This window comes from [Leptolyngbya] sp. PCC 7376 (assembly GCF_000316605.1).
Lineage (GTDB): Bacteria > Cyanobacteriota > Cyanobacteriia > Cyanobacteriales > MRBY01 > MRBY01.
Genome location: NC_019683.1, coordinates 3,981,981 through 4,004,173, shown reverse-complemented (window position 1 = coordinate 4,004,173; position 22,193 = coordinate 3,981,981). Strand labels below are relative to the sequence as shown.

At 43.2% G+C, this 22,193-nt stretch carries 24 protein-coding genes and 2 pseudogenes; 17 read left to right on the top strand and 9 right to left on the bottom strand.

The genetic code is table 11. The features are described 5' to 3' along the window. Positions 1–25: 25 nt before the first annotated feature. The 3 genes from LEPTO7376_RS18040 (at position 26) to LEPTO7376_RS18030 (ending at position 4,437) form a co-directional block, all read left to right on the top strand. Positions 26–535 carry a response regulator gene (locus tag LEPTO7376_RS18040; RefSeq protein ID WP_216700257.1) on the top strand — a complete coding sequence of 170 codons (510 nt, stop codon included), beginning with the start codon at positions 26–28 and terminating at the stop codon, positions 533–535. A 93-nt stretch (positions 536–628) separates the two neighbouring features. Beyond that, complete coding sequence (locus LEPTO7376_RS18035; protein WP_015135538.1) at positions 629–3,343, top strand: CHAT domain-containing protein; 2,715 nt, start codon at positions 629–631, stop codon at positions 3,341–3,343. Between the two features lie 203 nt (positions 3,344–3,546). After that, on the top strand, positions 3,547–4,437 hold the full coding sequence (locus LEPTO7376_RS18030) for a hypothetical protein (protein ID WP_015135537.1): 891 nt from the start codon (positions 3,547–3,549) through the stop codon (positions 4,435–4,437). A gap of 84 nt (positions 4,438–4,521) precedes the next feature. Here the strand turns inward: LEPTO7376_RS18030 and LEPTO7376_RS18025 are convergent, their stop codons facing one another. Further along, the gene (locus LEPTO7376_RS18025) at positions 4,522–5,007 is read right to left on the bottom strand and encodes a hypothetical protein (RefSeq protein WP_015135536.1); all 486 of its coding nucleotides are present in this window, start codon (positions 5,005–5,007) and stop codon (positions 4,522–4,524) included. A gap of 196 nt (positions 5,008–5,203) precedes the next feature. After that, positions 5,204–5,809 carry a triacylglycerol lipase gene (locus tag LEPTO7376_RS18020; RefSeq protein ID WP_015135535.1) on the bottom strand — a complete coding sequence of 202 codons (606 nt, stop codon included), beginning with the start codon at positions 5,807–5,809 and terminating at the stop codon, positions 5,204–5,206. 57 nt (positions 5,810–5,866) lie between these two features. On the opposite strand from LEPTO7376_RS18020, the gene LEPTO7376_RS18015 reads away from it, so the two are divergent. From LEPTO7376_RS18015 to LEPTO7376_RS18005, 3 genes are read left to right on the top strand one after another with little or no spacing between them, the layout of a single operon-like run. Continuing rightward, entirely contained in the window at positions 5,867–6,538 is a 672-nt protein-coding gene (locus LEPTO7376_RS18015; protein WP_015135534.1) for a HEAT repeat domain-containing protein, read from the top strand. Further along, positions 6,538–7,071: a pyrrolidone-carboxylate peptidase gene (locus LEPTO7376_RS18010; RefSeq protein ID WP_015135533.1), complete on the top strand. Its 534-nt coding sequence runs from the start codon at positions 6,538–6,540 to the stop codon at positions 7,069–7,071. The genes LEPTO7376_RS18015 and LEPTO7376_RS18010 overlap by 1 nt, the downstream gene beginning before the upstream one ends. 30 nt (positions 7,072–7,101) lie before the next feature. Beyond that, a complete protein-coding gene (locus tag LEPTO7376_RS18005; RefSeq protein ID WP_015135532.1) occupies positions 7,102–7,611 on the top strand; it encodes a DUF4112 domain-containing protein in 510 nt (169 codons plus the stop codon). Positions 7,612–7,619: 8 nt separating this feature from the next. Here the strand turns inward: LEPTO7376_RS18005 and surE are convergent, their stop codons facing one another. The 3 genes from surE to lepB are packed head-to-tail and all read right to left on the bottom strand — an operon-like array spanning position 7,620 to position 9,750. Further along, positions 7,620–8,294, bottom strand: coding sequence for a 5'/3'-nucleotidase SurE (surE, locus tag LEPTO7376_RS18000; protein ID WP_015135531.1), 675 nt, complete (start codon positions 8,292–8,294; stop codon positions 7,620–7,622). 5 nt (positions 8,295–8,299) lie between these two features. Further along, positions 8,300–9,067 (bottom strand): ABC transporter ATP-binding protein, encoded by a 768-nt coding sequence (locus LEPTO7376_RS17995; protein ID WP_015135530.1) that lies wholly within the window; start codon positions 9,065–9,067, stop codon positions 8,300–8,302. Between the two features lie 53 nt (positions 9,068–9,120). Next, complete coding sequence (lepB, locus tag LEPTO7376_RS17990) at positions 9,121–9,750, bottom strand: signal peptidase I (RefSeq protein ID WP_015135529.1); 630 nt, start codon at positions 9,748–9,750, stop codon at positions 9,121–9,123. Positions 9,751–10,727: 977 nt separating this feature from the next. Here lepB and LEPTO7376_RS17985 point away from each other — a divergent pair. Further along, a protein-coding gene (locus LEPTO7376_RS17985) for an IS5 family transposase (protein WP_225901125.1) occupies positions 10,728–11,521 on the top strand; the annotation gives its coding sequence in 2 pieces (ribosomal slippage) (positions 10,728–11,030 and positions 11,033–11,521; 792 coding nt in all). 268 nt (positions 11,522–11,789) lie between these two features. On the opposite strand, the pseudogene LEPTO7376_RS29210 reads toward LEPTO7376_RS17985, so the two are convergent. Further along, positions 11,790–12,179: pseudogene (locus LEPTO7376_RS29210) on the bottom strand (transposase). A gap of 25 nt (positions 12,180–12,204) precedes the next feature. On the opposite strand from LEPTO7376_RS29210, the pseudogene LEPTO7376_RS26570 reads away from it, so the two are divergent. From LEPTO7376_RS26570 to LEPTO7376_RS17975, 5 genes and pseudogenes are all read left to right on the top strand, one after another. Further along, positions 12,205–12,298: pseudogene (locus LEPTO7376_RS26570) on the top strand (transposase); the annotation flags it as partial. 159 nt (positions 12,299–12,457) lie between these two features. After that, on the top strand, positions 12,458–12,904 hold the full coding sequence (locus tag LEPTO7376_RS28765) for a transposase family protein (RefSeq protein WP_041763972.1): 447 nt from the start codon (positions 12,458–12,460) through the stop codon (positions 12,902–12,904). Next, positions 12,901–13,134, top strand: coding sequence for a transposase family protein (locus LEPTO7376_RS28760; RefSeq protein WP_315861595.1), 234 nt, complete (start codon positions 12,901–12,903; stop codon positions 13,132–13,134). Before LEPTO7376_RS28765 ends, LEPTO7376_RS28760 begins: the two co-directional genes overlap by 4 nt. 23 nt (positions 13,135–13,157) lie before the next feature. After that, complete coding sequence (locus LEPTO7376_RS28755) at positions 13,158–13,277, top strand: hypothetical protein (protein ID WP_315861532.1); 120 nt, start codon at positions 13,158–13,160, stop codon at positions 13,275–13,277. Then, positions 13,240–13,836, top strand: coding sequence for an IS982 family transposase (locus LEPTO7376_RS17975; RefSeq protein ID WP_264309035.1), 597 nt, complete (start codon positions 13,240–13,242; stop codon positions 13,834–13,836). The genes LEPTO7376_RS28755 and LEPTO7376_RS17975 overlap by 38 nt, the downstream gene beginning before the upstream one ends. 22 nt (positions 13,837–13,858) lie before the next feature. Here LEPTO7376_RS17975 and LEPTO7376_RS17970 read toward each other — a convergent pair whose 3' ends face one another. Beyond that, entirely contained in the window at positions 13,859–14,323 is a 465-nt protein-coding gene (locus LEPTO7376_RS17970; RefSeq protein WP_216700255.1) for a hypothetical protein, read from the bottom strand. Here LEPTO7376_RS17970 and LEPTO7376_RS25075 point away from each other — a divergent pair. Continuing rightward, a protein-coding gene (locus tag LEPTO7376_RS25075; protein WP_015135527.1) for an IS1 family transposase occupies positions 14,323–15,008 on the top strand; the annotation gives its coding sequence in 2 pieces (ribosomal slippage) (positions 14,323–14,647 and positions 14,647–15,008; 687 coding nt in all). The two genes, LEPTO7376_RS17970 and LEPTO7376_RS25075, sit on opposite strands and share 1 nt — an antisense overlap. On the opposite strand, the gene LEPTO7376_RS17960 is transcribed toward LEPTO7376_RS25075, so the two are convergent. Together LEPTO7376_RS17960 and LEPTO7376_RS17955 are read right to left on the bottom strand one after the other, a co-directional pair. Beyond that, a complete protein-coding gene (locus tag LEPTO7376_RS17960) occupies positions 14,980–15,339 on the bottom strand; it encodes an NAD(P)H-binding protein (RefSeq protein ID WP_083891156.1) in 360 nt (119 codons plus the stop codon). The two genes, LEPTO7376_RS25075 and LEPTO7376_RS17960, sit on opposite strands and share 29 nt — an antisense overlap. Before the next feature lie 143 nt (positions 15,340–15,482). Beyond that, positions 15,483–15,947, bottom strand: coding sequence for a hypothetical protein (locus LEPTO7376_RS17955; RefSeq protein ID WP_015135526.1), 465 nt, complete (start codon positions 15,945–15,947; stop codon positions 15,483–15,485). A 232-nt stretch (positions 15,948–16,179) separates the two neighbouring features. On the opposite strand from LEPTO7376_RS17955, the gene LEPTO7376_RS17950 reads away from it, so the two are divergent. The 4 genes from LEPTO7376_RS17950 to LEPTO7376_RS17935 all read left to right on the top strand — a co-directional run bounded on the left by LEPTO7376_RS17950 (position 16,180) and on the right by LEPTO7376_RS17935 (position 22,163). Beyond that, positions 16,180–16,773, top strand: coding sequence for a potassium channel family protein (locus LEPTO7376_RS17950; protein ID WP_225901124.1), 594 nt, complete (start codon positions 16,180–16,182; stop codon positions 16,771–16,773). A 189-nt stretch (positions 16,774–16,962) separates the two neighbouring features. Beyond that, positions 16,963–18,447, top strand: a complete 1,485-nt coding sequence (locus LEPTO7376_RS17945; protein ID WP_015135524.1) for an efflux RND transporter periplasmic adaptor subunit — start codon at positions 16,963–16,965, stop codon at positions 18,445–18,447. 62 nt (positions 18,448–18,509) lie between these two features. Further along, complete coding sequence (locus LEPTO7376_RS17940) at positions 18,510–21,710, top strand: efflux RND transporter permease subunit (RefSeq protein WP_015135523.1); 3,201 nt, start codon at positions 18,510–18,512, stop codon at positions 21,708–21,710. Between the two features lie 48 nt (positions 21,711–21,758). After that, positions 21,759–22,163: a hypothetical protein gene (locus tag LEPTO7376_RS17935; RefSeq protein WP_015135522.1), complete on the top strand. Its 405-nt coding sequence runs from the start codon at positions 21,759–21,761 to the stop codon at positions 22,161–22,163. The last annotated feature ends 30 nt before the right edge of the window (positions 22,164–22,193 follow it).

Sequence of the window (22,193 nt, the reverse complement as noted above, 5' to 3'; positions counted from 1 at the left end):
TCTAATTTCATAAAAAGGGAGTTGCATGATGGAAAAAACAAGTATCTTAATTGTTGATGACAAGCCAGAAAACTTGCACTTACTATCAGATGTATTACTCGCTGAAGACTATGTTGTCCGCCAAGCAATTAATGGCAATATGGCTTTAAAATCTGTCGTTTTCGAACAACCAGATATCATTCTTCTCGATATAAAAATGCCTGGAATGGATGGTTTCGAACTCTGTTTTCGCTTAAAAGAATTACCCAAGACAAAAGATATCCCAGTTATTTTTCTAAGCGCCCAAGATGATGTTGTTTCTAAACTCAAAGCATTTGATATAGGTGGTGTTGACTACATCACAAAGCCTTTTCGATTTCAAGAAGTTTTAATTCGTGTCAGTCGCCAAATAGAAGCAAAGAAGCAGCAAAAAGAGTTGAATAGCTGCCATAAAAAAATTGAAGAGCTAGAGACACTGACCAATATTTTAGCTGATAAATTAGAGCAAGCCAGGCTACTGTTAGAGAAAGCTGGTATCAGAGAAATTGCTCTGTAAAGTATCGATTTTGAGAGATGTTTCAAAATAAAAAAGAAAGTTACTTTAAATAATCGAAGAACTCAGCTTATCGTCATAGGCTAAAATTAACCCATGAAAAATCGTTCTTATATCTTTGGGTTAATTGGCGGATGTGCTCTGTGGGGGAGTCTCCTCAGTGCAACGAGCTACAGCTTCACAATGCCTAATGTCTCGCCATCTATCTCACAGCGACAAACAGGCGAGGCCCTTACTGCAGCGATTAAACAGGCCTATTCACAAGAACGTTATACCGAAGCAAACGCATTACTTGAACAGGCGATCGCCACTGCCCGTCAACAAAATAATCAAGAAGATATAGCCTATTACCTCAACATCCTCTCCCTCACGCAACAACAACTGGGATTATGGGATGCAGCCGAACAATCTCTCTCTGAGGCGATCGCCTTTCAAGGACAAGATCAGGCAACTTTCACCTATGCCCAAAGTTTAAATAACCAAGGTCGTTTACAGCTAAAAAAAGGACAGGCAGAAACTGCATTTCAAACATGGCAACAGGCAGAAAAACTCTATCGTAAACTCGATGATAAAACAGGCATTCTTGGTACTCGAATCAATCAATCTCAAGCATTACAAACCCTCGGTTTTTATCGGCGTGCTCGTAATATTCTCAGCGAGCTAACGCCACAAGTGCTTCAAGGAAGTGACCCATTATTACAAATTCAACAGCTCCGAAGTTTGGGTTTGGCTTTAGTCGCTATTGGGCAATTGGAAGATGATTTATCTCAAACAAAAGCAACAGAGAAGGAAAATCAAGATAAAGATATCGATGAGATTTTAAGTGCCAAAACAGCATTTGAGAAAAGTTTAAAAATTGCTGAAGATAATCAAATTAATCCTACGACTATTTATTTGCACTTAGGGAGTATTGCCAAGCAACAAAAAAAGGGAAATGAGGCGATCGCCTATTATGAGAAAGCCTATTCAGAAGCTGATAGCGAAACTATTCGTGTCAAGGCATTACTGAGTCAACTGCGTGTTCTTGTCGAACAGAAGAAGTATGGCCAAATCCAGGACATTCAGGCAGAACTACAAACAAAAATCCTTGGGCTACCTGCCAATCGCAGTAATATTTATGCCTTGGTAAATTTCGCCGATAGTTTGCAACGCATTCCTGATTATTCCCAACCCCAACAAATTGTCGAATTGCTTCATGAGGCGATCGCCAAAGCTCAGACCCTTAATGATGTCCGTGCCGAATCCTATGCCCTTGGCACATTGGGTGTATTTTATCTCAAACAAAATCAGCTTACTAAAGCCCAAACCTTTTCGCAACAAGCATTTGAGTTATCCCAGATGCTCAATGCCGAAGATCTGATTTTCCGGTGGGCTAGTCAACTTGGCAAAACCTACCGCGAACAAGGAGATCAAAATGGCGATCGCCCCAACGATAAAGCGCAAAACTATAAATTATCGGCTAATTACTATGACATTGCGATCACAGCGTTGAACAAAATCCGAGGTGATCTAATCGCTGTTGATACAGATGTCCAGTTTGATTTTCGAGAACGTGTTGAACCTATTTATCGCGAATATGTCGATGTTTTACTCACGCCAACTGCTGGTCAAGACCAGCCGAGTCGCCAAAATATTGAAGCTGCCCGCGGAGTAATCGAAGCTCTACAAGTGTCTGAGTTGGCAAACTTTTTTCGGACTGCCTGCATCGATCTTGAGCCGACTTCTATTAATGAGCTAATCCAAAATAACGATCCCCACGCTGCCGTCGTTTATCCCATTATTTTGCCTGAACGCCTTGCAGTCATCACTTATCTTCCTTCAGGGCGATCGCCCCAAACTAAAAATAATTCGGATAAAACAAAAACAGACCCCCAAGACCAATACATCTACCACAGCACTCCCGCGAAGCAGACCGATCTAGAAAAGGTGATTCAGCGACAGCGGCGAGCTATTCTCAACCCAAGCTATCCGAATGTTTCTCGTCTACAACTCTCCCAAGGCCTTTACCAGTGGCTCATTCAGCCCGTTGAACCACAGTTAAAAGAGCAAGATATTCAAACCCTTGTTTTTGTGTTGGACGGTGGTCTGCGGAATATTCCGATGGCAGCTTTGCATGATGGACAACGGTATCTCATCGAGAAATATGCGATCGCCCTCACCCCAGGTTTACAACTCCTCCAGCCCCCGGAACTTTCTAGCAAACAATCCCAACAAATGATTATTGGGGCCCTCACTGAAGCCCGCCAAGGATTTAGCGCTTTACCCGCTGTTGCTGCCGAAGTTGAAACCATTAGGAAAAGTTTTACCGAACAAACTCTCTTTAACGATTCATTCACGACAAAAGCCTTTCAAAGCACAATTGACGAATTTGCTTACCCCATCGTCCACCTCGCGACTCACGGACAATTTAGCTCTGATCCCAATGAAACATTTTTGCTGACTTGGGACGAAAAAATTTCGATTGAAGGTTTGAAAAGTATCGTTGAACAACGCTCATTAGCCAACGAAGTCCCGATTGATTTGTTGGTGCTGAGTGCTTGCCAAACTGCTGCGGGAGATGACCGTGCAGCCCTAGGTTTGGCAGGGCTTGCAGTTCGCTCTGGTGTTCGAACTACAGTGGCAACCCTCTGGTCAGTAAATGATGCTTCCACAGCCCAGGCGATCGCCAAATTTTATGAAAACTTACAGCAGCCAAACACAACCAAATCCGAAGCCCTGCGCCAAGCTCAACTATCCTTGCTCTCAGAAAATTCGGCTTTCCAGCACCCGTACTATTGGGCACCTTTTGTCATGGTGGGCAACTGGTTCTAGCGAGGGTCAATTAGCCTTATATGGATATTATTAAAACTTCATCGGAAAATTGTCGGAAATCATCAGCTTCTTCTAGAAAATAGAGAATAAAACTTCCCCAAAATTTTCGCTGTGCTCTGAAATAATATTTTTCGATAGCTGAATCTTTTGTCTGACCAATAACGTCATACTATCCAGAACTTTCTAAGTATCTACGATCCCACATGTTTTCTCTTCTATCAAAATCCCTTAAACTCGCGCTACTCAGCATGGTGGCGATCGCTGCTATTGCGGAAACTAGCTATGCTCAGTCTTCTCCGCCAACATCTAAACTCTTCCAAGAAGCAAATTTTGACGCACCACCCGATGAAAATGGTGGTCTTCAAGGCGGTACGGGTGGCGCAACCCGCAGTGAAGAAGAGACATCAATTGTTGTGACAGATAGTTGCACCTATGCCGCTATCATCCCAGAGCATAAATTTAGTACAACAGGGAATTCTCACCCAACTTTTTGGCTGTATGCTGAGCCTAGTCAGACAGAAGAAGAAGAAACATTTGTACAAGCGAGTCTCTATTTAACCCCTTACCTTACAGAGGCAGAAGTCTTTGATTCGCTCCAGACAAAAGAAAATATGGCGCCAGACCTCGATGCCAACTTAACCATTGCCCCAGATACTTTATTAGAGAACACCGCAAATTTTGATTTCCCTATTGTTCGTGTTAAGGATAAATTAACTGAAGGTAGTCTGATTAGCCTTAAGGTTCCTCAGTACGATGAAGGTTTATCTGATCAAGAAACCTATCTTGCAGTGATTGAGGTTGCCTGTGGGGCTTCAGAGGAATTATTAGAAGAGGATATAGATAATGTTGTTCTAGACATTAATGGTAGTCGCTCTATAGATATCGTTGTTTCTCGGAACGCTGAAATTACAACAAATTTTGATACAGCAAATTATTTACAACAACAAAGCTGGCTAGATACCGTGGATGCAGTTGCTCGTCTCTACCAAGAGACAGAAACACCTATAGATACCACAACAGCAATCTTAATTGAAGAATGGAATAACCTTTTGGTTAATCTTGATACAAAGATTCAGGATAAAAAGTCACTCTAAACTCCAGAAATAAGTATCTTTAAATAATGATTTAGCGATGTCCTAACCCCCAAAAGACTACGGAGAATTAGGGTATTGCTTTTTCTATGAGTAATTTAAAAATTGATTGATTTTATTGACAATCACATGAGGAGATCGCCTGAGAAATAAGTCTATATAAATTGGGTTGGCGGTGGTCAACAATAAACAAATTTTTGACGATGAGTTTTGTGAGGCGATCGCCTCAACTCGAACCAGCTCATTGAGGCTAAATGTTTGTTGCCATCGACGACCGAAGAGACTCTTTTTATATCTGAAATAGCCTTGGGATTTACTAAAATCTATTGTCACAATCGAGCCTAAATGACGGAGTAAATCAATTGCAAAAAAGATAAATCCCATACAGGATAAGCTAGCAAAGATCCGAAAATCAGAATGATTAATAATTGCCCAGACACAAGGTGCGCCTAAAACAAGGCTCAAAAAAACAGAACATAGCCACAATAAAATTGGCCGATAGACTAAACGAAAGTGTTTAGAACCATCTTGCTCGATTGTGATACTGCCGAGAAAGCCTAGTTTTTTCTTCATTGATAATGCAAAACTGGGTACAGCTGATACCGACTCGTTTTAGGGTTTATCTAATCTCAGCAGTCTAGACTAAGTTTTTAGCTCCTATTCACAAATCCCAGTAAAGTGCAATATCTCGTCACGCAGCCATCAGACCACAATGTTTGGCGATCGCCTCAAATCCTCCCCTCTACATTCACAACATTATCCTCACGATTTAGGGTTCGAGTAATGCTTTTTCAATTTCAGCCAGCGCTTTTGGGTCACTGAGCATCCATGGATGAAATGCTACTGGTAGTTTCACTTCGCGCCCAATGGGAAGACGTGTACTGTCTGCTGGCAAAATCATCAAATCAAATGGTGTCCACATCCAAGTCACCCGGATTTTTTCGAGGCAAGATTCCACATCATGATTTAAATCTTCGAGAAATTCGCTATTGGGGCGCATTTGTTTAATTCCCGGAAATGGCAGACTAAAAGCCGTCAAAGTGCCATTATTTGGAGCAGAAACATTAATATAACGTTCCACTCGCTCATTACCGCCCATTCGCTGGAGATAATACCGAGTCACCAAGCCGCCCATACTAAAGCCGAGCAAATCGAAATTTGGGTAATGATTAAGGTTTTCTTCAATAAAAAGCTGTAACTGCGATGCCAATTCCGGTAGGGACTTCCGCCCATCATTCGGAATAAGGTCGAGTGCATAAACACTCCAACCTTTGGCTTTGAGATAACGCACCATCGATTTAAAAATATATTGGCGATCTAGAAAACCATGCACCAACACAACCGGATTAGTAGGGTTCACCTCACTATGCTCCATTGAAAAAGTCTTGTGGCATTCATTACAATTTTATTAAGCTTTCATACAGGTTTTGTAATGCCCCAACTCAGTTTAGCCGAAATTTCTCAGCAACTCGATAGTGAGAATTCTCGCGATCGAATGATTGCGTTGGCAAATTTACGGGACTATAACGCAGAAGAATCAATGCCATTAATCAAAAAAGTCCTTGATGATGATGTGCTACAAATTCGCTCTATGGCAGTTTTTGCCCTCGGTGTAAAGCAAACGAATGAGTCCTATGGATTGCTGATCAAGCTACTGGAAACAGATAAAGACTATGGTATTCGGGCGGATGCAGCAGGAGCACTGGGTTATTTGGAAGATGAACGGGCATTGCAACCATTGCTGCGGGCATTTTATGAAGATACGTCTTGGTTAGTGCGATTTAGTGCGGCTGTTTCTCTAGGAAATCTCGGGAAACCAGAAGCGAAGGATGCGTTACTTCAAGCTCTGAACAGTGAGGAAGTCGTGATCCAGCAAGCGGCGATCGCCGCCCTCGGAGAAATTGGTGCAGTGGATACCGTTGATAAGTTATTAGCCTTTGCTTCATCGGATAACTGGCTCATTAAGCGACGTCTTGCAGAAGCATTGGGAAATTTACCTTGCGAGAAAAGTTTAGCGGCATTGAAATTTATGGCGAAGGATGATCACCCTCAAATTCGTGCTGCGGCAGAGTATGGTCTCAAACAACTCAAATCAGCTGAGTAATGTCTACTCGCAAGATTTTACTAACCTCTTTTCGACCTTGGTTAGAGCACCAACAAAGTAATTCTTCAGATGATCTTTTGGCATTGGTTCAAGATCTCGACTTCCCCAAAGTTGAGCTTATTTTTCTGCGCCAGTTAATAGTAGATACTAAACTTGCCAGTAAAAAAGTCATTGCGGCGATCGCCCAACATCAGCCTGATATCATCTTGTGCTGTGGTATGGCAGAATCTCGTCAAATATTAACCTTAGAATCTCAAGCCTCTTACAAGGAAAAACACTTTCAAACTCAGCTCAATCTAGAAAAATTTTGTGGAAATCTAAGACAAGCAACAGTTAGTAATGATGCTGGGAAATTTGTTTGCGAAGGCTTATATTTTCATGTGTTGGAATATCTCCAAAAAAAGCAGTTGTCGACCCAAGTGACTTTTGTTCATATCCCATCTCTAACTGCAACCAATAAAGATATTATCTTCAAAGATTTTCAAAAAATAATTGAGTGTTTAGGCTGGAATCTAGAAGACTATTTAAACTAAACTTGCTATATCAATAAGGAAAATATCATTATGAGTGCGGCTAAACTGAAGCGACTAAAAAAGATCAAAACGCTGAGTAAACTGCTCGATAATGCCATCCCAATTCCCGGAACAAAACAAAAAATCGGACTCGATCCAATTATCGGTTTATTTCCAGCTATCGGCGATTATTTAACACTCATTGTTTCAAGCTATATCGTATTTGAAGCAGCAAGTCTCGGTGCCAAACAGGAAACCCTCGTTAAGATGGCTACTAATATTCTGGTAGATAGTTTAGCGGGTTCGGTTCCCGTTGCTGGCGATCTTTTTGATGTGGCATGGAAAGCTAATCAAAAAAATATAGAACTACTTGAAAAAGATGTTCCGCAACTGAAAGAAGGGAATTCTAAAGAGTCAGAGCTTACAGAAACAAATACTGAAAAAGTTGACTGGAAACCAATCATTCTTATCTTCGGAGCTATTGTTCTCGTTATTGCGATCAGCTCTATTGTCTTCCTATGGATACTTAAACTATTATTAGCTTTTTTATTTAGTAGCTAAAATATCCTTTAAATCGAGATTTGGGTAATAGCAATATTGCCAGAAAAACAAATATCCACATCGGTATTCGATTGGCGTGGTCGATCGACATAGCTACCTGAATACTGATAGGTAGACTCGATTTTTTCGTAAGCAACTTGCATTGGAGCTGTACTTCGTTGACAGTAGATTACTTCGGGAGTTTTTTCGGGTACTAAATGCGGTAAATTCACATTCCAGAAATGATTTTTTTTAAGGTCTTTTTCGCTCAACTCATTAAAAATCTTTGTCGTCCAATGGGTCACTAAGTCCCAGTCAATTTCGAGGGGACGCCGAATAAAATGGGAAAAGGCGATCGCCTGTTTACCGAGAATGGTTGCTTCCCGCACCGATGCAACAGTGCCAGAGGTATAAATATCGACGCCGAGATTACCGCCAGCATTTACCCCAGATAATACCCAGTCCACATCTGCCGCAAATTGACTCAGGCCTAACCGCGTACAATCTGCCGGAGTGCCATCCACTGCATAGGCTTCTTCAGAACGTTGTTCTACATCGATAGGCGATCGCACCGTAAACCGATGTCCACATTCTGACATTTGATGTTTTGGCGCAACAATAACTTTTTGTCCGGCGATCGCCTGATTTAGAGCTGCAATGCCTGGTGCATCAATGCCATCGTCATTCGTTAAAAGAAATTTCACTAAAATTACGATCCTAAATATGCTTCAAGAACTTGGTCATTATTCTGAATTTCTGTCGGTGTGCCATCCGCCAAATTTGTCCCTTCCGCCAACACCCAAATATGGTTACAGAGAGTCATAATCACGTCCATATTGTGTTCAATAATCAGGAATGAAATTCCCTCACTATTCCATCGCACAATGTGATCACAAATCTGGTTGATTAGCGTCGGATTTACCCCAGCAGCAGGCTCATCGAGCAAGATTAATTTCGGATCACTCATCAAGGCCCGCGCCATTTCGAGAAGTTTTCTCTGCCCACCAGACAATGCACCCGCATAATCTTGCGCTTTTTCTGCTAATCCGACAGACTCTAAAATCGCCATCGCTTTTTCACGATTCGCTCTTTCCTGACGACGAATATTGCCCTGCTGAAACCAAACTTTAAGAATATTTTCACCAGTTTGATGCTGTGCTGCGAGGAGCATATTTTCTAAGACTGACAGCCGTGACAATACCCGTGCCACTTGAAATGTTCGAACAAATCCTTTCAATGCAATCTCATGGGAAGGCAAATGTTGCACCTCTTGGCCGTCAAAGATCACTTTCCCTTCATCTGGTTGGATAAAGTTTGAGAGCAGATTAAAAAGGGTGGTTTTTCCTGCACCATTAGGCCCAATTAAGCCTGTGATATTCCCTTGCGGCACATCGATGTATGCATTTTGAACAGCATGGATACCCCCAAAACTTTTTCGGAGTCCGGAGGCTTGGAGCAGCAGGGAAGGGTCACTCATAATTGTGCGAGAGATGGATCGCCCTATATCCTACCGAGCAATGGGTCGAGATGCTAGGGAGTAACAGGAGTTTCCTCGGCATACTGAGGTTCTTCGCTGAGGGTGCCAACGCGGTTAAAAGGCCAAAAACGAACAAAGGCTTTTCCGACTAACTTTTCGCGAGGGACAAATCCCCAGTAGTGAGAGTCATAGCTGTTATTGCGGTTATCTCCAAGAACTAGGTAATGGTCTTCAGGAATACTGACAGGACCATAATCATAATCTGGGGTCTCGTAAATATACCCTTCTTCTAGTTCCTTGCCATTAACGTAAACTCGCCCAGCACTAACTTCAACAGTGTCACCAGGAATACCGATCACACGCTTAATAAAAGCATCCTTGTAGTTTTGCTGTTCAAGGATTTCCGTTGGCTGAAAAACGACAACATCACCACGTTTTGGATCTTTAAAACGGTAGCTGATTTTCTCGATGATGAGGCGGTCTTGAACTTCCAAAGTCGGCAACATCGATTCGGATGGAATATATCGCGCTTCAGCGACAAATGTGCGAATCCCGATAGCTAGGATACCCGCTGTCACAAGGGTTTTAAAGGTTTCCACCCAGGGATTTTCCTGTGGTTGTTCTTCTTTGGTTTCACCCTGTGCTGGTTGTTGGTTCGGGTCTAGGTTGGGATTCTCTGTCATATTGTTCGGCGATCGCCTTATAGAATTCGTCTTTAGATAATGCAAGACTATTGATCTTACGCTAACTCATAAAGTAGATGAACTTGCAGTACTCAAAATCACTTTTTTATATTATATGTCCTTAAATTATTGATTGGGAATGTGTAATGTATAGGTTTACAGATTTTCCGTCAAACAATTTTTATTAGCTTTACCAGTAAAATTATGGAAGGAAAAATGGCAACTATGTTGCTGGACTTTTTGATGTGATAACCTCTACATCGCGAAGTAAGTGGATCGAAAAATCAAGGCAAATGGTCGTCACTTCAAAAAAAATCAAATTCGCCCTTGACGTTTGTTCTTTATCTTGTTCAAATTATATTTTGTTTCGGAATCGGTAACTCAGTTAATTAGAGTAAGGGACTCACTAAGCAATTTTCCCCTTTTAAGAATTTTCTCTCAAGTAAATATATATTCGATAAGTTCCCGATTGTATTCCGCTATATGAAAGGAATATAGTAAATTCATATACCTTTTATGATTGTCGGAATAGAGCTGATTTTAGTCTACATAGAGTAAGCACTTTGGAAAGAAATTTCTTGTGTCATCATTAAGACTGGCTTTGAGTTTACATAACTTAATTTGTTGTTTACCTCCGTATTCCTCTTTAGTTTTCAGCTTATCAAGAATCATTTGCTAAATTCTTTGAAAAGACATCTTCTTATATTCTTGTAGGTATTAGAAAATGTTCAAAAAGAAACTTTAGCTATTTTTTAACTCACTTATGTTTGTTGTTAAATCACCAACTAAAGCATCATAAAGAGAACCATGAACGCAAAGGTTGAAAACTCCTATTTGGCCAATGTATAAGAGATTATTGAGTGCTTTTTCTCGTGTGATCTCTTAGAGGATGTCTAAGAGGATGTCTGAAAAGGGTGGCGCAGAAGAAAAGTCAGAGATTTAGTCTGTAAAAGTACTGAATCTCTAACCTCAAAAAGATGTGTCTATCCTATCTAACAGACCTGAGTGACGACCAATGGTATCTGATTGAACCTCTATTGCCTGAGGCGAAGTCTGGAGGAAGACCTCGCTCTACAAATCTACGAGATGTTCTCAATGCCATACTTTACGTGCTTATGGGTGGCATTGCTTGGAGACTATTGCCCCATGACTTTCCCAAATGGCAAACGGTCTACCACTACTTTCGACAATGGCGTGATGATGGCACATGGCAGCAGATTAATCACAAATTACATCAGTGGGAGAGAACTACTGGTCATGACCGCCCTCATCCCCAAGCTATGGAGTGGTGGATTCTCAGTCGGTGGATACCGCCACAATGATGCATCAGGATGTCGGTATTGATGGCAACAAAGGAGTCAAAGGTCGTAAACGTCATGTCATGGTTGATAGTCTAGGTATTACGATAGCTGCGGTGGTGACAGCGGCCAATGTTTCCGATAACCAAGGATTACGTTTGCTATTGGAGCGAGTGCAGTACTTGGACTTAAATCTAGAGCGTCTCTATCTGCTTTATGCTGACGGCGGCTATCGTGATTCTAATTTAGTGCGATGGGTCATGGATAGCTTTGGTTGGATATTGGAGATAGTCCTACGTTCTAAAGAACAAAAAGGGTTTACTCCTTTACCAAGACGATGGGTGGTAGAGAGAACCTTTAGCTGGTTTTATTGGTGTCGTCGTTTGAGTCGAGATTATGAATGTTCCACTGAGAGTGCAGAGGCATGGATTTATATAGCTTCTATCCGCTTACTTCTCCGACGTTTAGCCTAGACTTCTACTTTTCAAACATCCTCTAAAAAGGGTCTGATTGTAACGTTTGTCGAAATGAGTTACACGCAAAAATAAGCACTTCAGGCGATTAACCTCGTGGAAATTACGTGGTATTTATCAAACATAAAGACTTTTCAGACATCCTCTAAGAGGATGTCTGAAAAGGCTATTGGGGAGAGAAAAAGTTAGAGATTTAGTCTGAAAGAGTACTAAAATCCATAACCCAAAAAGATGTCTCTATCTTAGAGGATGTCTGAAAAGTCTGGTTTCAGGCTAATCGTCTTAATAGTAGACGCATAGAGGCAATGTAAATCCAAGCTTCTGCACTTTCGGTTGAACATTCATAATCACGACTCAAACGCCTGCACCAATAAAACCAGCCAAAGGTTCTTTCTACAACCCATCGCCTTGGTAGAGGAGTAAAACTCTTTTGTTCTTTTGGACGTAACACAACCTCCAATATCCAACCGAAGCTATTCATCACCCAGCGCACGAGATTCGCGCCATGATAGCCTCCATCGACATAGAGCAAATAGAGGCGCTCTAAATTTAAATCTAGATGTTGAACTCACTCTAGTAGGAATCGCAATCCTTTGATATCAGAGATATGAGCTGCGGTGACTACCACTGCTAGAGGGATGCCCAAGCTATCAACCATCACATGGCATTTACGACCTTTGATGCGTTTGTTGCCTCATGATTTTCCTAAGTGGCAAACGGTTTACCACTACTTTCGCCAATGGCGTAACGACGGCACTTGGCAAAGGATTAACCCTCAGCGTCATCAGTGGGAGAGAACGATGAGTCATGACCTCCCTCTTCTCCAAGCTATGGGGTGGTGGATTCTCCATCGGTGGATACCGCAACAATTGACCTCTTGCAAAAGGGGTGAGAGTAGGGAAAAAAGAGGAAAGTAACAGAGTCATAGCGATAAAAATGTCAACTTACGAACAGCTCCAACATTTATCGACAGAACAATTCAGGAGAGCCTGTGGAGTTAAGCTTCAGACCTTCAATCGTCTGGTAGAGGTCCTAGCAGAAGCTAAAGCAAAGCAAAAACCCGGTCGTCCCAGTATTGTATCCTTGGAAAATCAGTTACTCCTCACCTTGGAATATCTGAGGGAATATCGCACTTATTTTCCTATCGCTCAATCATGGGGCATTCATGAATCAACAGTTTGTCGCATGGTGCAAAAAACAGAGAACACACTCATCAAAGAAACCGATTGCCACTTACCCAGCATGAAACAGCTCCATGGTTCAGAAGAGTTATCTCTGACAGTAGTGGTGATGGATGCCATAGAACAGGCGATTGAAAAGCCCAAAAAAACAACGTCTTTACTACTCAGGAAAAAAAGCATCATTCCCTTAAAGCTCAAATAGTTATTGCTTGGCAGTGGGCACAGATTATCTGTTGTGACTGTGAGAAAGGTAGCACCCATGATTTCAAACTACTCAAAAAGAGTAGAGTGCATTTTCAGCAGGGACAACTCTGCCTTGCCGACGCCGGATATCAAGGCATACACAAGCGGCATCAGCGGAGTCACACTCCTCACAAGAAGCCTAGAGGAGGAGAGTTTACTGCGAGCAGAAACAGGAGAATCAGCTCTTAGCAGCTCAAAGAATCATCATTGAGATGGTATTCAGAATGCTCAAAAGATTCCGCATCTTATCCAGTCGATATCGTAACTGCCGTCGGAGATGGGGATTAAGACTCAATCTCATTGCTGGTCTTTACAATTTTGAATTGCCATAACCTTTTGCAAGAGGTCAAATGCACTGGTATTAGTTTCATTGATGCCACCAGTATCAAGGTTTGCCATAATCGCCGTATCTCTCAACATCGCGTTTTTGAAGGTCATGCTACTCAAGGTAAAACATCTGTTGGTTGGTTCTTTGGCTTCAAGCTGCATCTAGTAATCAATGACCGTGGCGAGTTACTCCAAGTGAAAGTCACCCCCGGCAACACTGATGACCGCAAGCCAGTGCTGGAACTATTGCAGAATTTATTTGGCAAGGTTTTTGCAGATAAAGGCTATATCTCTCAACCTCTGGCACAGCATTTACAAGAAGAGCATGATGTGAAGTTGATGGCTAAGCCTCGGCGCAATATGAAGAATCACTTGATGCTTTGGCATGACAAAATCCTTGCCCGTAAGCGAGCTTTAATTGAGACGGTCATTGACCAGCTGAAGAATATTTCTCAGATTGAGCACTCTAGACATCGTAGTCCAGCGAACTTCTGTGTTAACTTGCTTTGCGGGCTCATTGCCTACTGCCATCAGCCGAAAAAACCTTCTCTCCAGCTTGATTAGACCCATCTTGCTTATCCCGAACTCACGTTAATTCAGTAATCCGATCCTGACGATATTCTTCGACAGTCATGGGTGTGTAGGTCAGATTTGTCCCAAAAGCGCTGCTCATATATTCAGCCAGTTGGTATTGCGTCATCGCTTCACCGTGCAAGTTATAAGTCTGACCGTTATGCTTTTCTTCCGTGAGCATTCGCGCATAGGCATAAGCCAATTCTGGTCGCATCGTATAACCGCATTTGCCATCGCCAGCACAATTAGAAATGCCACCTAATTTTTTGTAAGTTTCAATATATTCAATGTCCGGCTCGATATAAATCCCATTCCGTCCGATCGCCCAATTCATGCCACTATTGCGGACATCCTCTTCTGTTTGACGGTTGGACTGAATCACGGGAGAAAAAACCGTATCTTCTTCGGCTCCCTGAACGCTGGTATAAACAATCTGGCGTTGCAGAATAGGAGTATGAATTTGAGGATGCAGACCCAATGGAATGTCCAGAATGCCAATCTGCTCATATCCGTAAGAACGGAAAGAAAAAAGGCAAACAGAATCACATCTGTGTAGATTGCGGTCGTCAGTTTATCGACCACTATAGTCGGCTCGGCTACTCAAATGCCTTCAAACGTGAATGCCTCAAAATGTATGTCAACGGCATGGGCTTTCGAGCAATTGAACGGGTGAAAGGAGTGCACCACACTACCGTCATCACTTGGGTCAAACAAGTCGGTGCATTGCTGCCTGATGCTTATGAACCGGAAGAGATGCCTCAGGTCGGGGAACTCGATGAACTTCAAACATTCGTCGGTGCTAAAAAAACAAGGTCTGGCTCTGGACAGCAGTAGACCACTTTCAACGAGGTATTCTTGCTTGGACTATTGGTGACAGAAGTGCAGAGACATTCAAGCCACTATGGGCAATCGTTAGTCTCTGGAGATGCTTCTTTTACGTCACAGATGGCTGGAAAGTTTATCCCATGTTTGTACCTGATGGTGACCAGATTATCAGTAAGACCTACATGACTCGTATCGAAGGCGAGAACACTCGATTGCGGCATTATCTCGCTCGACTCCATCGAAAGACCTTATGTTATTCAAAGTCTGTGGAAATGTTAGAGCATTCGATTCGATTGCTGATTCACTATCTCAAGTTCTGGGATGTCCCTGTACCTTGACCCTCATAGATTCATACCTCAATTCACCAATGCCAACAATCTTTTTAACGCCGCTAATTTTGGCGGCTTCGATGACATTTCGATGTTGACCAATCCGTTTATCTGGCGCATCCATTCCCGAAACTAATAGCACCGCATCGATACCCTGCAACGATGTTTTTAAAGCACTTGGATCGTTGTAATCACCGGGACGAATTTCAATCCCCAAATCCTTTGCTTTCTCAGGAGTGCGAGCCAGTCCGACTACATTTGCTTTGCCCACTAATGCGATAGTTGCGTTGGTGATCGCCCATCCTAATTGTCCACTGGCAGCGGTGATTGCTATTTTCACTGGCTTCTCTTTTCGTATTGACGATAGCTAAATTTCTGCCCATATCCTGCCGCAGCCTGCCAAAGATAGCCTTGGCGCGATGCAAAAACTTTACGGTTTACAAAAGAATTTAGCTGAAGTTAGCCATTGGTCGAGAACGAAAATTATCGCTTCATTTGTTCGAGTAATTGGCTTAGTTGCTTTTTGGTGTAAGTGATTTCGGTGATTAATCCTCCGATATAAATAGTGCTCAAAGCATAAACAAAGGCTGGTGGATAGTCCCGAGGGTATGTGGCACGATCCATAAAAATCTCAACGGCGATCGCCCCGATCAACATAACCGTCATAAAAATCGCGAGGGAATCAGGTCGAACAAAATACTGGGTTGGTTTGGTTGACTTTGTATTTTCAGAAATGATCGCCAAAGAATGGGGCAGCAATAGACGAAAAGCACCGCGCCTTGGAGCAAACTTCCGACGTCGTCTCACCACCAATTTTTTACTATCCGCTTCCATATGAAACATTGGGCTAGTTGCCAATATCTGCTTAACAGCTTCAAATTCACTCTGGGATTCCATTTTCTTCGTCTCGTTGGAAATTCTCTGTTCATCCAAAATAATAGAGAACATTTCTGGTTCTTCACGAAAACTGCTTAGAATCCCTTTTCTGGAGACGAGAGGCGATCGCCCTGTTTTCTTTACCAGAAAGATTAGATGAAGCTTTGGCTAGTCTTCTATTGTTGAAACAATTGCTTTAAAAGAGATTATCGAGCGAATGAAATCTCAACTGAACTCAAACAAACTCTTTCATAACCACGCAGAAAAATATCGGCAATTACTTTTGATATTGATATTTACATTTGTGATTAGCCCTTTTCTGCGCAATGGGCCGGGCGAGATCGTTCCTGGGCTGCTGCTGCTCTATACTCTCGTTGCCATCCTTAAAAGTATTGACCTACCGCGCCTTTTTCTCACTATCTATATGGGCTTGGCATTATTTGCGTTTAGCCTGCAAATCATTTCTATCCTGGATATTTTTCCCGCTTCGCGTCCAATTTTAGGCATCATTGTTCAGGGGAGTTTTGCGTTGTATTTAGGAGGTTCAGCTTATTGGATTTCGCGAGATATTGTAGCTAATCCGAAAGCCACTTTAGATACGGTTCAGGGAGGGATTAGCGTTTATCTTCTGCTCGGTTTTATTTGGGCATTGCTCTATGGCATGGTGGCGATCGCCAACCCAGAAGCTTTTTCACCACCTTTAAATCCTGACGCTTCATTTCTGCGGGCACTGCACTTTAGCTTTACGACCCTCACGACTTTGGGCTATGGCGATATTGTCCCCAAAGGAGATCTTGCCTTAGTCCTCACAAATCTAGAGGCGATCGCTGGTCAAATGTATTCCAGTATTTTTATTGCCATTCTGGTGGGAGGCTATCTCATCTCACGACGCCCATGACTAACTCAGCCTAAAAATTTTAAAGACACCCAAAATCACTTTAATCCAGTCAAAAATTCTCTCGATATATTTCAGTACGGTTATATTTTTCACAAGAAGCTTTTAAATTTGAGGATAAGTCATCCGACATGAGCGATCGCCACGCTACTGCCTCGATCTGTTTAGTCCATTTACCACCACACTAGTCCCATGGAAAACGAGCAACAGAGTACTCTATCGCCGGAACCTACTATTGAGGAGCAAGAGACTGATGTTGTTGTCGCAACGCCTCCGTCTCCTAGATTTCCTTTTGATCTGAGTTGGAAGGTTTGGGTGCTAGGGGCTGCGGGAGTTGTGCTGGGAATTGGGATAATCTGGGCGATCGCCTCACCGAAATCTGAGACAACTTCACAGGAAGCAACGACAGAGCAGGCACGGATCACAGTTAAAACGATCCCAGTCAAAAATGAAGCGATTCGTTCTTGGACATTTGGGGATGGCTATGTCAGTGCCCTCGTGAAAAAGCATTTAACGTTTCAGGCGGAAGGCACGATCAATTATCTCAGACAAGTCGGTGGCCGGGATTTGCGAGAAGGGGATTTTGTGCGACAGGGTGAATTATTAGCGCAGGTTGATCGCCGTAAATATGACGCAGACATTACCGTTGCGACCACCGGAAAAATTGAAGCAAATAACCAAGTTCAGAATGCGATCGCCAGTTTAAAACAAGCCGAAGCCTCTCTGGTTCAAGTGAAAGCGGATTTGGAGCGAGCAAAAACGAATGAGGAATTTGCCGAGACAGATCTAAAACGCTACGAAGATTTGTTAGAAGAGGGAGCAATTGAGGAACGGGCAGTGGATGTGCGCGTTACCGACCTCAAAAATGCCAGAGCCTCAACAAAAGCGGCGATCGCCGCAGTCGAGTCCACAGAAGCACAGGTCGCTGCTGCCAGAACTCAAGTAGACACAGCCGAGGCCGGAATTCGTTCTGCTGATGCAAGGCTTAGCCAAAGCACCATTAATAGTGAAGATACCCAACTTATTGCACCGTTTGATGGTGTAATTGCGCGGCTCAATATTCGGCAAGGAGATTACTGGACACCACAGATTATTAATGCGGGCGGCGACTATGACACGATTGTCGAACGGCTCCCGATTATTATGATCGACCCCACCCAATTTGAAGTGAATGTGGAGTTGCCTGCTTACCAAGGTGAGGAAGTTCAACCCGGTCAACAGGCTTTAATCATCTTGGATGGCGATCGCAGTCAAGTAAATGCTAATAATTTTACTGGTCAGGACTTAAATACCTTAGCCAGTGCCCGAGGCAGAGTATTTTCGGTGAGTCCCTCTGTATCGCCCGGCGAACGGTCTATTCGAGTTACCATCCGCATCGAGTCAGGCGGTGCAACGCTTCAGGACGGTCAATCAGTGTCTGCATGGATCGCCACTGAAACGAAACCTTCTGCTGCCGTTGCCCCTTTTAGTGCTTTTATTTTCCGCGATCGCCGCCCCTATGTTTTTGTGGTGAATGAGTCGGATAACACAGTTGAACAGCGACAGATTCAGCCAGGAATCGAAGGGTTGTCGAAACGGGAAATTATCAAAGGTGTTCGACCTGGAGAGCTTTTGGTCGTCGAAGGCCAAAACCGCCTAGTCAATGGCGCACCAGTGGAAGTGTTATCTGATTTCTAGAAACTTACCCGTTCATTTATGTCAGTAAAAATACTCGCTTCAAACAATCTGGCTTTTAGACCATGACGAATACCAAGCCCAATCCAGAGCTAGAGCAAATCCATGTGAACCATGACATTCCCGATGAGGAGAATGCGTCGGCGATCGCCAAATTTTTCTTCTTAAAAACAGTCTTTGGCATTTTACTAATGTTGCTGCTTATCGTGGGCGGTTATATGGCTGCCTCAACGATGGTAAAAGAAGGTGACCCTGATATTAATATTGCGATCGCCACAGTGCAGACCAATTGGGGTGGCGCAGATCCAGAAACCATTGAGAATCAGGTTACCGACAAGATTGAGAAGGAGTTAAAGTCCCTCAAAGGATTAAAAGATCTTAGTAGTGCATCCTTTGATGGTTCGTCATTAATTCAGGTGGAATTTGAAGCGGAAGCCCCTATTGCCGAATCCATTGCATTGGTGCGGGCAGAAGTAGACGAAGCGAAACCCGAAATTGCTGATGATGCCGAGGAACCAAAAGTTGAGCAAATTTCTAGCCAAGACACACCAGTCCTCACCCTTGGACTGTATGGCGATATTGACCTGGCTTTATTGAGTAGTGCCGCCGAAGAAATCGAAGAAATCCTAGAGACAGTCCCCAATGTCCGCAAAGTGGATCTCAGTGGCAACCGCGAGGAAGTCGTGCATGTGCAGCTTATTCCGTCGCGACTCAGCAGCGTTAGTATCTCCGCCACCCAAGTCGCCGATGCCATTCAACAGAGTAATCGTGACTTACCTTGGGATCAGATCGAAAGTGATGAAATTGGCACACAGCTCCGGTACTACGGGCGGTTTCGCAGCCTTGATGATCTAAAAAATCTGCCCATTACCCGTTTAGATGGCGAACTTGGGGGACGGGTTGTGCGGCTTCAGGAAGTGGCAGAGGTTAAACGGGATTTAGAGCGGGAAAGAAACCGAGCATATCTCAGTGCCGAACAGAGCGAATTCCAAACCGTTATTAATGTTGATCTTGTGAAAGTGCCAGGATCAGACACCATCAAAGTCATCAATGATTCATTAGCCGCCATTGAAACCGTCAAACAAAATCCCAACATTTGGCCCTATGGCATGGAATATCGGGTCATTAGTACCGACGCGGATGTCATTAATGATGAGCTAAACAATGTTTTTACGAATGCTTGGCAAGGGGTTCTCGGTGTTTTTGTCGTACTCTTTTTCGCCCTAACTTGGCGTGAAGCGATTGTGGCAGGATTGGCAATTCCTATCACGTTTATGGGTGCTCTTGCTGTTCTATTTTTATTAGGTTATACGCTCAATACGATGGTTCAGGTAGGGATGATCCTCTCGCTCGGATTGTTGGTAGACGTCTTTATTTTGATGATGGAGGGAATGCATGAAGGGATTTTCGTTGAAGGATTAAATTTCGGTCAATCAGCTCTCAAAACCGTCAAAACTTATGCTGTGCCAGCATTTGTCGGCCAGCTGACTACCATTCTTGCCCTAGCACCTCTGATGGCGATCGGTGGCACCATGGGCAAATTTATCCGGCTTATTCCAATTAGCGCCATTATCTGTTTGGTTTTGAGCTACATTATTGCTCTGTTCGTTGCGATTCCTCTCTCGCGCTATCTCCTTGGAAATATCAAAGCGACTGGCGAGAAAAATTTTGTTGATCGCCTGACGGAAGTAGCCTCAGATAAATTTCGTGATTGGAGTCTAGCCACCACTATCCGTAATAAACTCACTGCCAAACTCTGGATTTGTGGGGCGATCGCCTTGTTCATGGTGGCGACAATTTTGGTCGGCACAGTACCAGGCACATTATTCCCCGAAGGAGATGGCCGTAAACTCAGTATCAATATTGAGATGCCACCCACCACCACCATCGAAAGCTCTCAAATTGCAGCGGATGAAGTAGGTGAATTGCTGCGGGAAAAAGATTACCTCGAAAGCGTCATTAAACTGGTCGGTCAACGGAGTAGCCTCATCCAAGAAAGCGGCATCAAACCTAATAATGGCAACTATTTAGTCGGATTTTCCGCGATTTTCACCCCAGAAGATGATCGCGCTAAACCATCCTTTGAATATGTCGATGACCTCCGCACAGAACTGAATGAGTTAATTCGGAAATATCCCGGTGCTTCATTAGTTGTGAACGGTCAACCCACGGGTGAAGCTGGCGATCCCATCGAGATTGAGCTAATTGGTACCGATATGAATCGGTTACGACAAATCTCTGGGGAAGTGCAACTTGCCCTACGCCAAATTCCGGGAGCAATCGACGTGCGGGATGACTTGGGTGCATTACGACCAGACATCAAATTACGACCCCGCCGTGAAGCTCTAAATTTCTATGATTTATCGGACAACGATTTAGCAACCCAAGGCCGTTATTTAATGACAGATAACGACATCGGAAACTTTTCACTGGGTGGCGGCCAAGAAGATCTCGAAATTCGTCTCAGTACCCAATGGGCATCCCGCAATGGTAGCGTTGGTGGCCCAACTCGTCGCGATGAATTATTGAGTTTGCCATTGCTAGTCGGCAGTGGCGAAACGATCGCCGGAATTCAAGTGCTCGATCCAGAATTTGGTAATGCGCCATTATCAATTACCCACAAAGATGCCCAACGCACAGTAACCGTCCTCGCAAAAAATAGTGGCCGCACTGTTGGGGAAATTGTCGCAGAGCTCGAACCCGCAATGACTGAGATGAAAAAGACTTGGGGACAAGGCTATGACTACAAATTTGCAGGCGAACTAGAGACCCAAGGCGAAACTTTTTCCTCTGCGGGACAGATGGGTATTTTAGCGCTATTTCTAATTTTTTCAGTATTAGTCATTCAGTTCAGTTCCTTCACTCAGCCGCTGATCATTATGCTGGCGATTCCTTTTGCTTTGATTGGGACATTTACAGGCTTTTTCGTTTTCCAAATTCCTATGTCTTTCCCTGCCGTTATCGGCATTATCGCTTTAATCGGAATCGTGGTGAATGATGCGATCGTTATGGTCGAAACCATGAACACTCACCGCGAATCTGGGATGAAAGTTCGTGATGCTGCGGCAAGAGGAGCTTCAGATCGATTGCGACCAATTTTAACCACCAGTATCACGACTATTGTTGGTGTAATTCCATTGGCACTAAGCGATCCGATTTGGTTTCCACTAGCGAGTGCGATTGGCTTTGGATTAGTCGCTTCAACCTTAATTGCTTTACTTGTTGTTCCTTGTCTCTATTGGGTGCTTACACCCAGCAAAACCTAGCGGCGATCGCTAACTTTTGAAAATCATCAAAAATGATGAAATAACAACATGAAAAACAATCAATTATTCAAACCAATCGAAAATCGTAGCGAAGCTATTAAAGTCATTAAGGATATCTCCTATGTCTTCTTTTTTATCGCGGGTTTACAAGCAATATTAGGATTTTTCATTTCTCCGATCGCAGTACTAGATGGAATTATTTATGCTGTATTAGCAGGACTTCTTTTAACGACTAAATCAAGAATTGTCGCAATACTGCTCTTGCTCCTCAGTGTCATTTCAGTTATCTCAACTTGTCTAAATGCCCTAGGTATAAGTGAAGGTGGCACAAATATAGTTTTATCATTCATTATTTTTTACTCGTCAATCCGGGCTTTACACGCCACTTTTGTATTACAAGGAGCATCTTCGACCGAGAATAATGCTGATAAAACCAAAGAATTAAATCAATAAAGCCTCAAAAAATATAAGACACTTCCATTA

Bases quoted from the DNA above. Each gene is read 5' to 3' on its own strand.
- LEPTO7376_RS18040 (WP_216700257.1), top strand. From the start codon at position 26: ATGATGGAAAAAACAAGTATCTTAATTGTTGATGACAAGCCAGAAAAC.
- LEPTO7376_RS18035 (WP_015135538.1), top strand. From the start codon at position 629: ATGAAAAATCGTTCTTATATCTTTGGGTTAATTGGCGGATGTGCTCTG.
- LEPTO7376_RS18030 (WP_015135537.1), top strand. From the start codon at position 3,547: ATGTTTTCTCTTCTATCAAAATCCCTTAAACTCGCGCTACTCAGCATG.
- LEPTO7376_RS18025 (WP_015135536.1), bottom strand. From the start codon at position 5,007: ATGAAGAAAAAACTAGGCTTTCTCGGCAGTATCACAATCGAGCAAGAT.
- LEPTO7376_RS18020 (WP_015135535.1), bottom strand. From the start codon at position 5,809: ATGGAGCATAGTGAGGTGAACCCTACTAATCCGGTTGTGTTGGTGCAT.
- LEPTO7376_RS18015 (WP_015135534.1), top strand. From the start codon at position 5,867: ATGCCCCAACTCAGTTTAGCCGAAATTTCTCAGCAACTCGATAGTGAG.
- LEPTO7376_RS18010 (WP_015135533.1), top strand. From the start codon at position 6,538: ATGTCTACTCGCAAGATTTTACTAACCTCTTTTCGACCTTGGTTAGAG.
- LEPTO7376_RS18005 (WP_015135532.1), top strand. From the start codon at position 7,102: ATGAGTGCGGCTAAACTGAAGCGACTAAAAAAGATCAAAACGCTGAGT.
- LEPTO7376_RS17995 (WP_015135530.1), bottom strand. From the start codon at position 9,067: ATGAGTGACCCTTCCCTGCTGCTCCAAGCCTCCGGACTCCGAAAAAGT.
- lepB (WP_015135529.1), bottom strand. From the start codon at position 9,750: ATGACAGAGAATCCCAACCTAGACCCGAACCAACAACCAGCACAGGGT.
- LEPTO7376_RS28765 (WP_041763972.1), top strand. From the start codon at position 12,458: ATGTCAACTTACGAACAGCTCCAACATTTATCGACAGAACAATTCAGG.
- LEPTO7376_RS28755 (WP_315861532.1), top strand. From the start codon at position 13,158: ATGGTATTCAGAATGCTCAAAAGATTCCGCATCTTATCCAGTCGATAT.
- LEPTO7376_RS17955 (WP_015135526.1), bottom strand. From the start codon at position 15,947: ATGTTCTCTATTATTTTGGATGAACAGAGAATTTCCAACGAGACGAAG.
- LEPTO7376_RS17945 (WP_015135524.1), top strand. From the start codon at position 16,963: ATGGAAAACGAGCAACAGAGTACTCTATCGCCGGAACCTACTATTGAG.
- LEPTO7376_RS17940 (WP_015135523.1), top strand. From the start codon at position 18,510: ATGACGAATACCAAGCCCAATCCAGAGCTAGAGCAAATCCATGTGAAC.
- LEPTO7376_RS17935 (WP_015135522.1), top strand. From the start codon at position 21,759: ATGAAAAACAATCAATTATTCAAACCAATCGAAAATCGTAGCGAAGCT.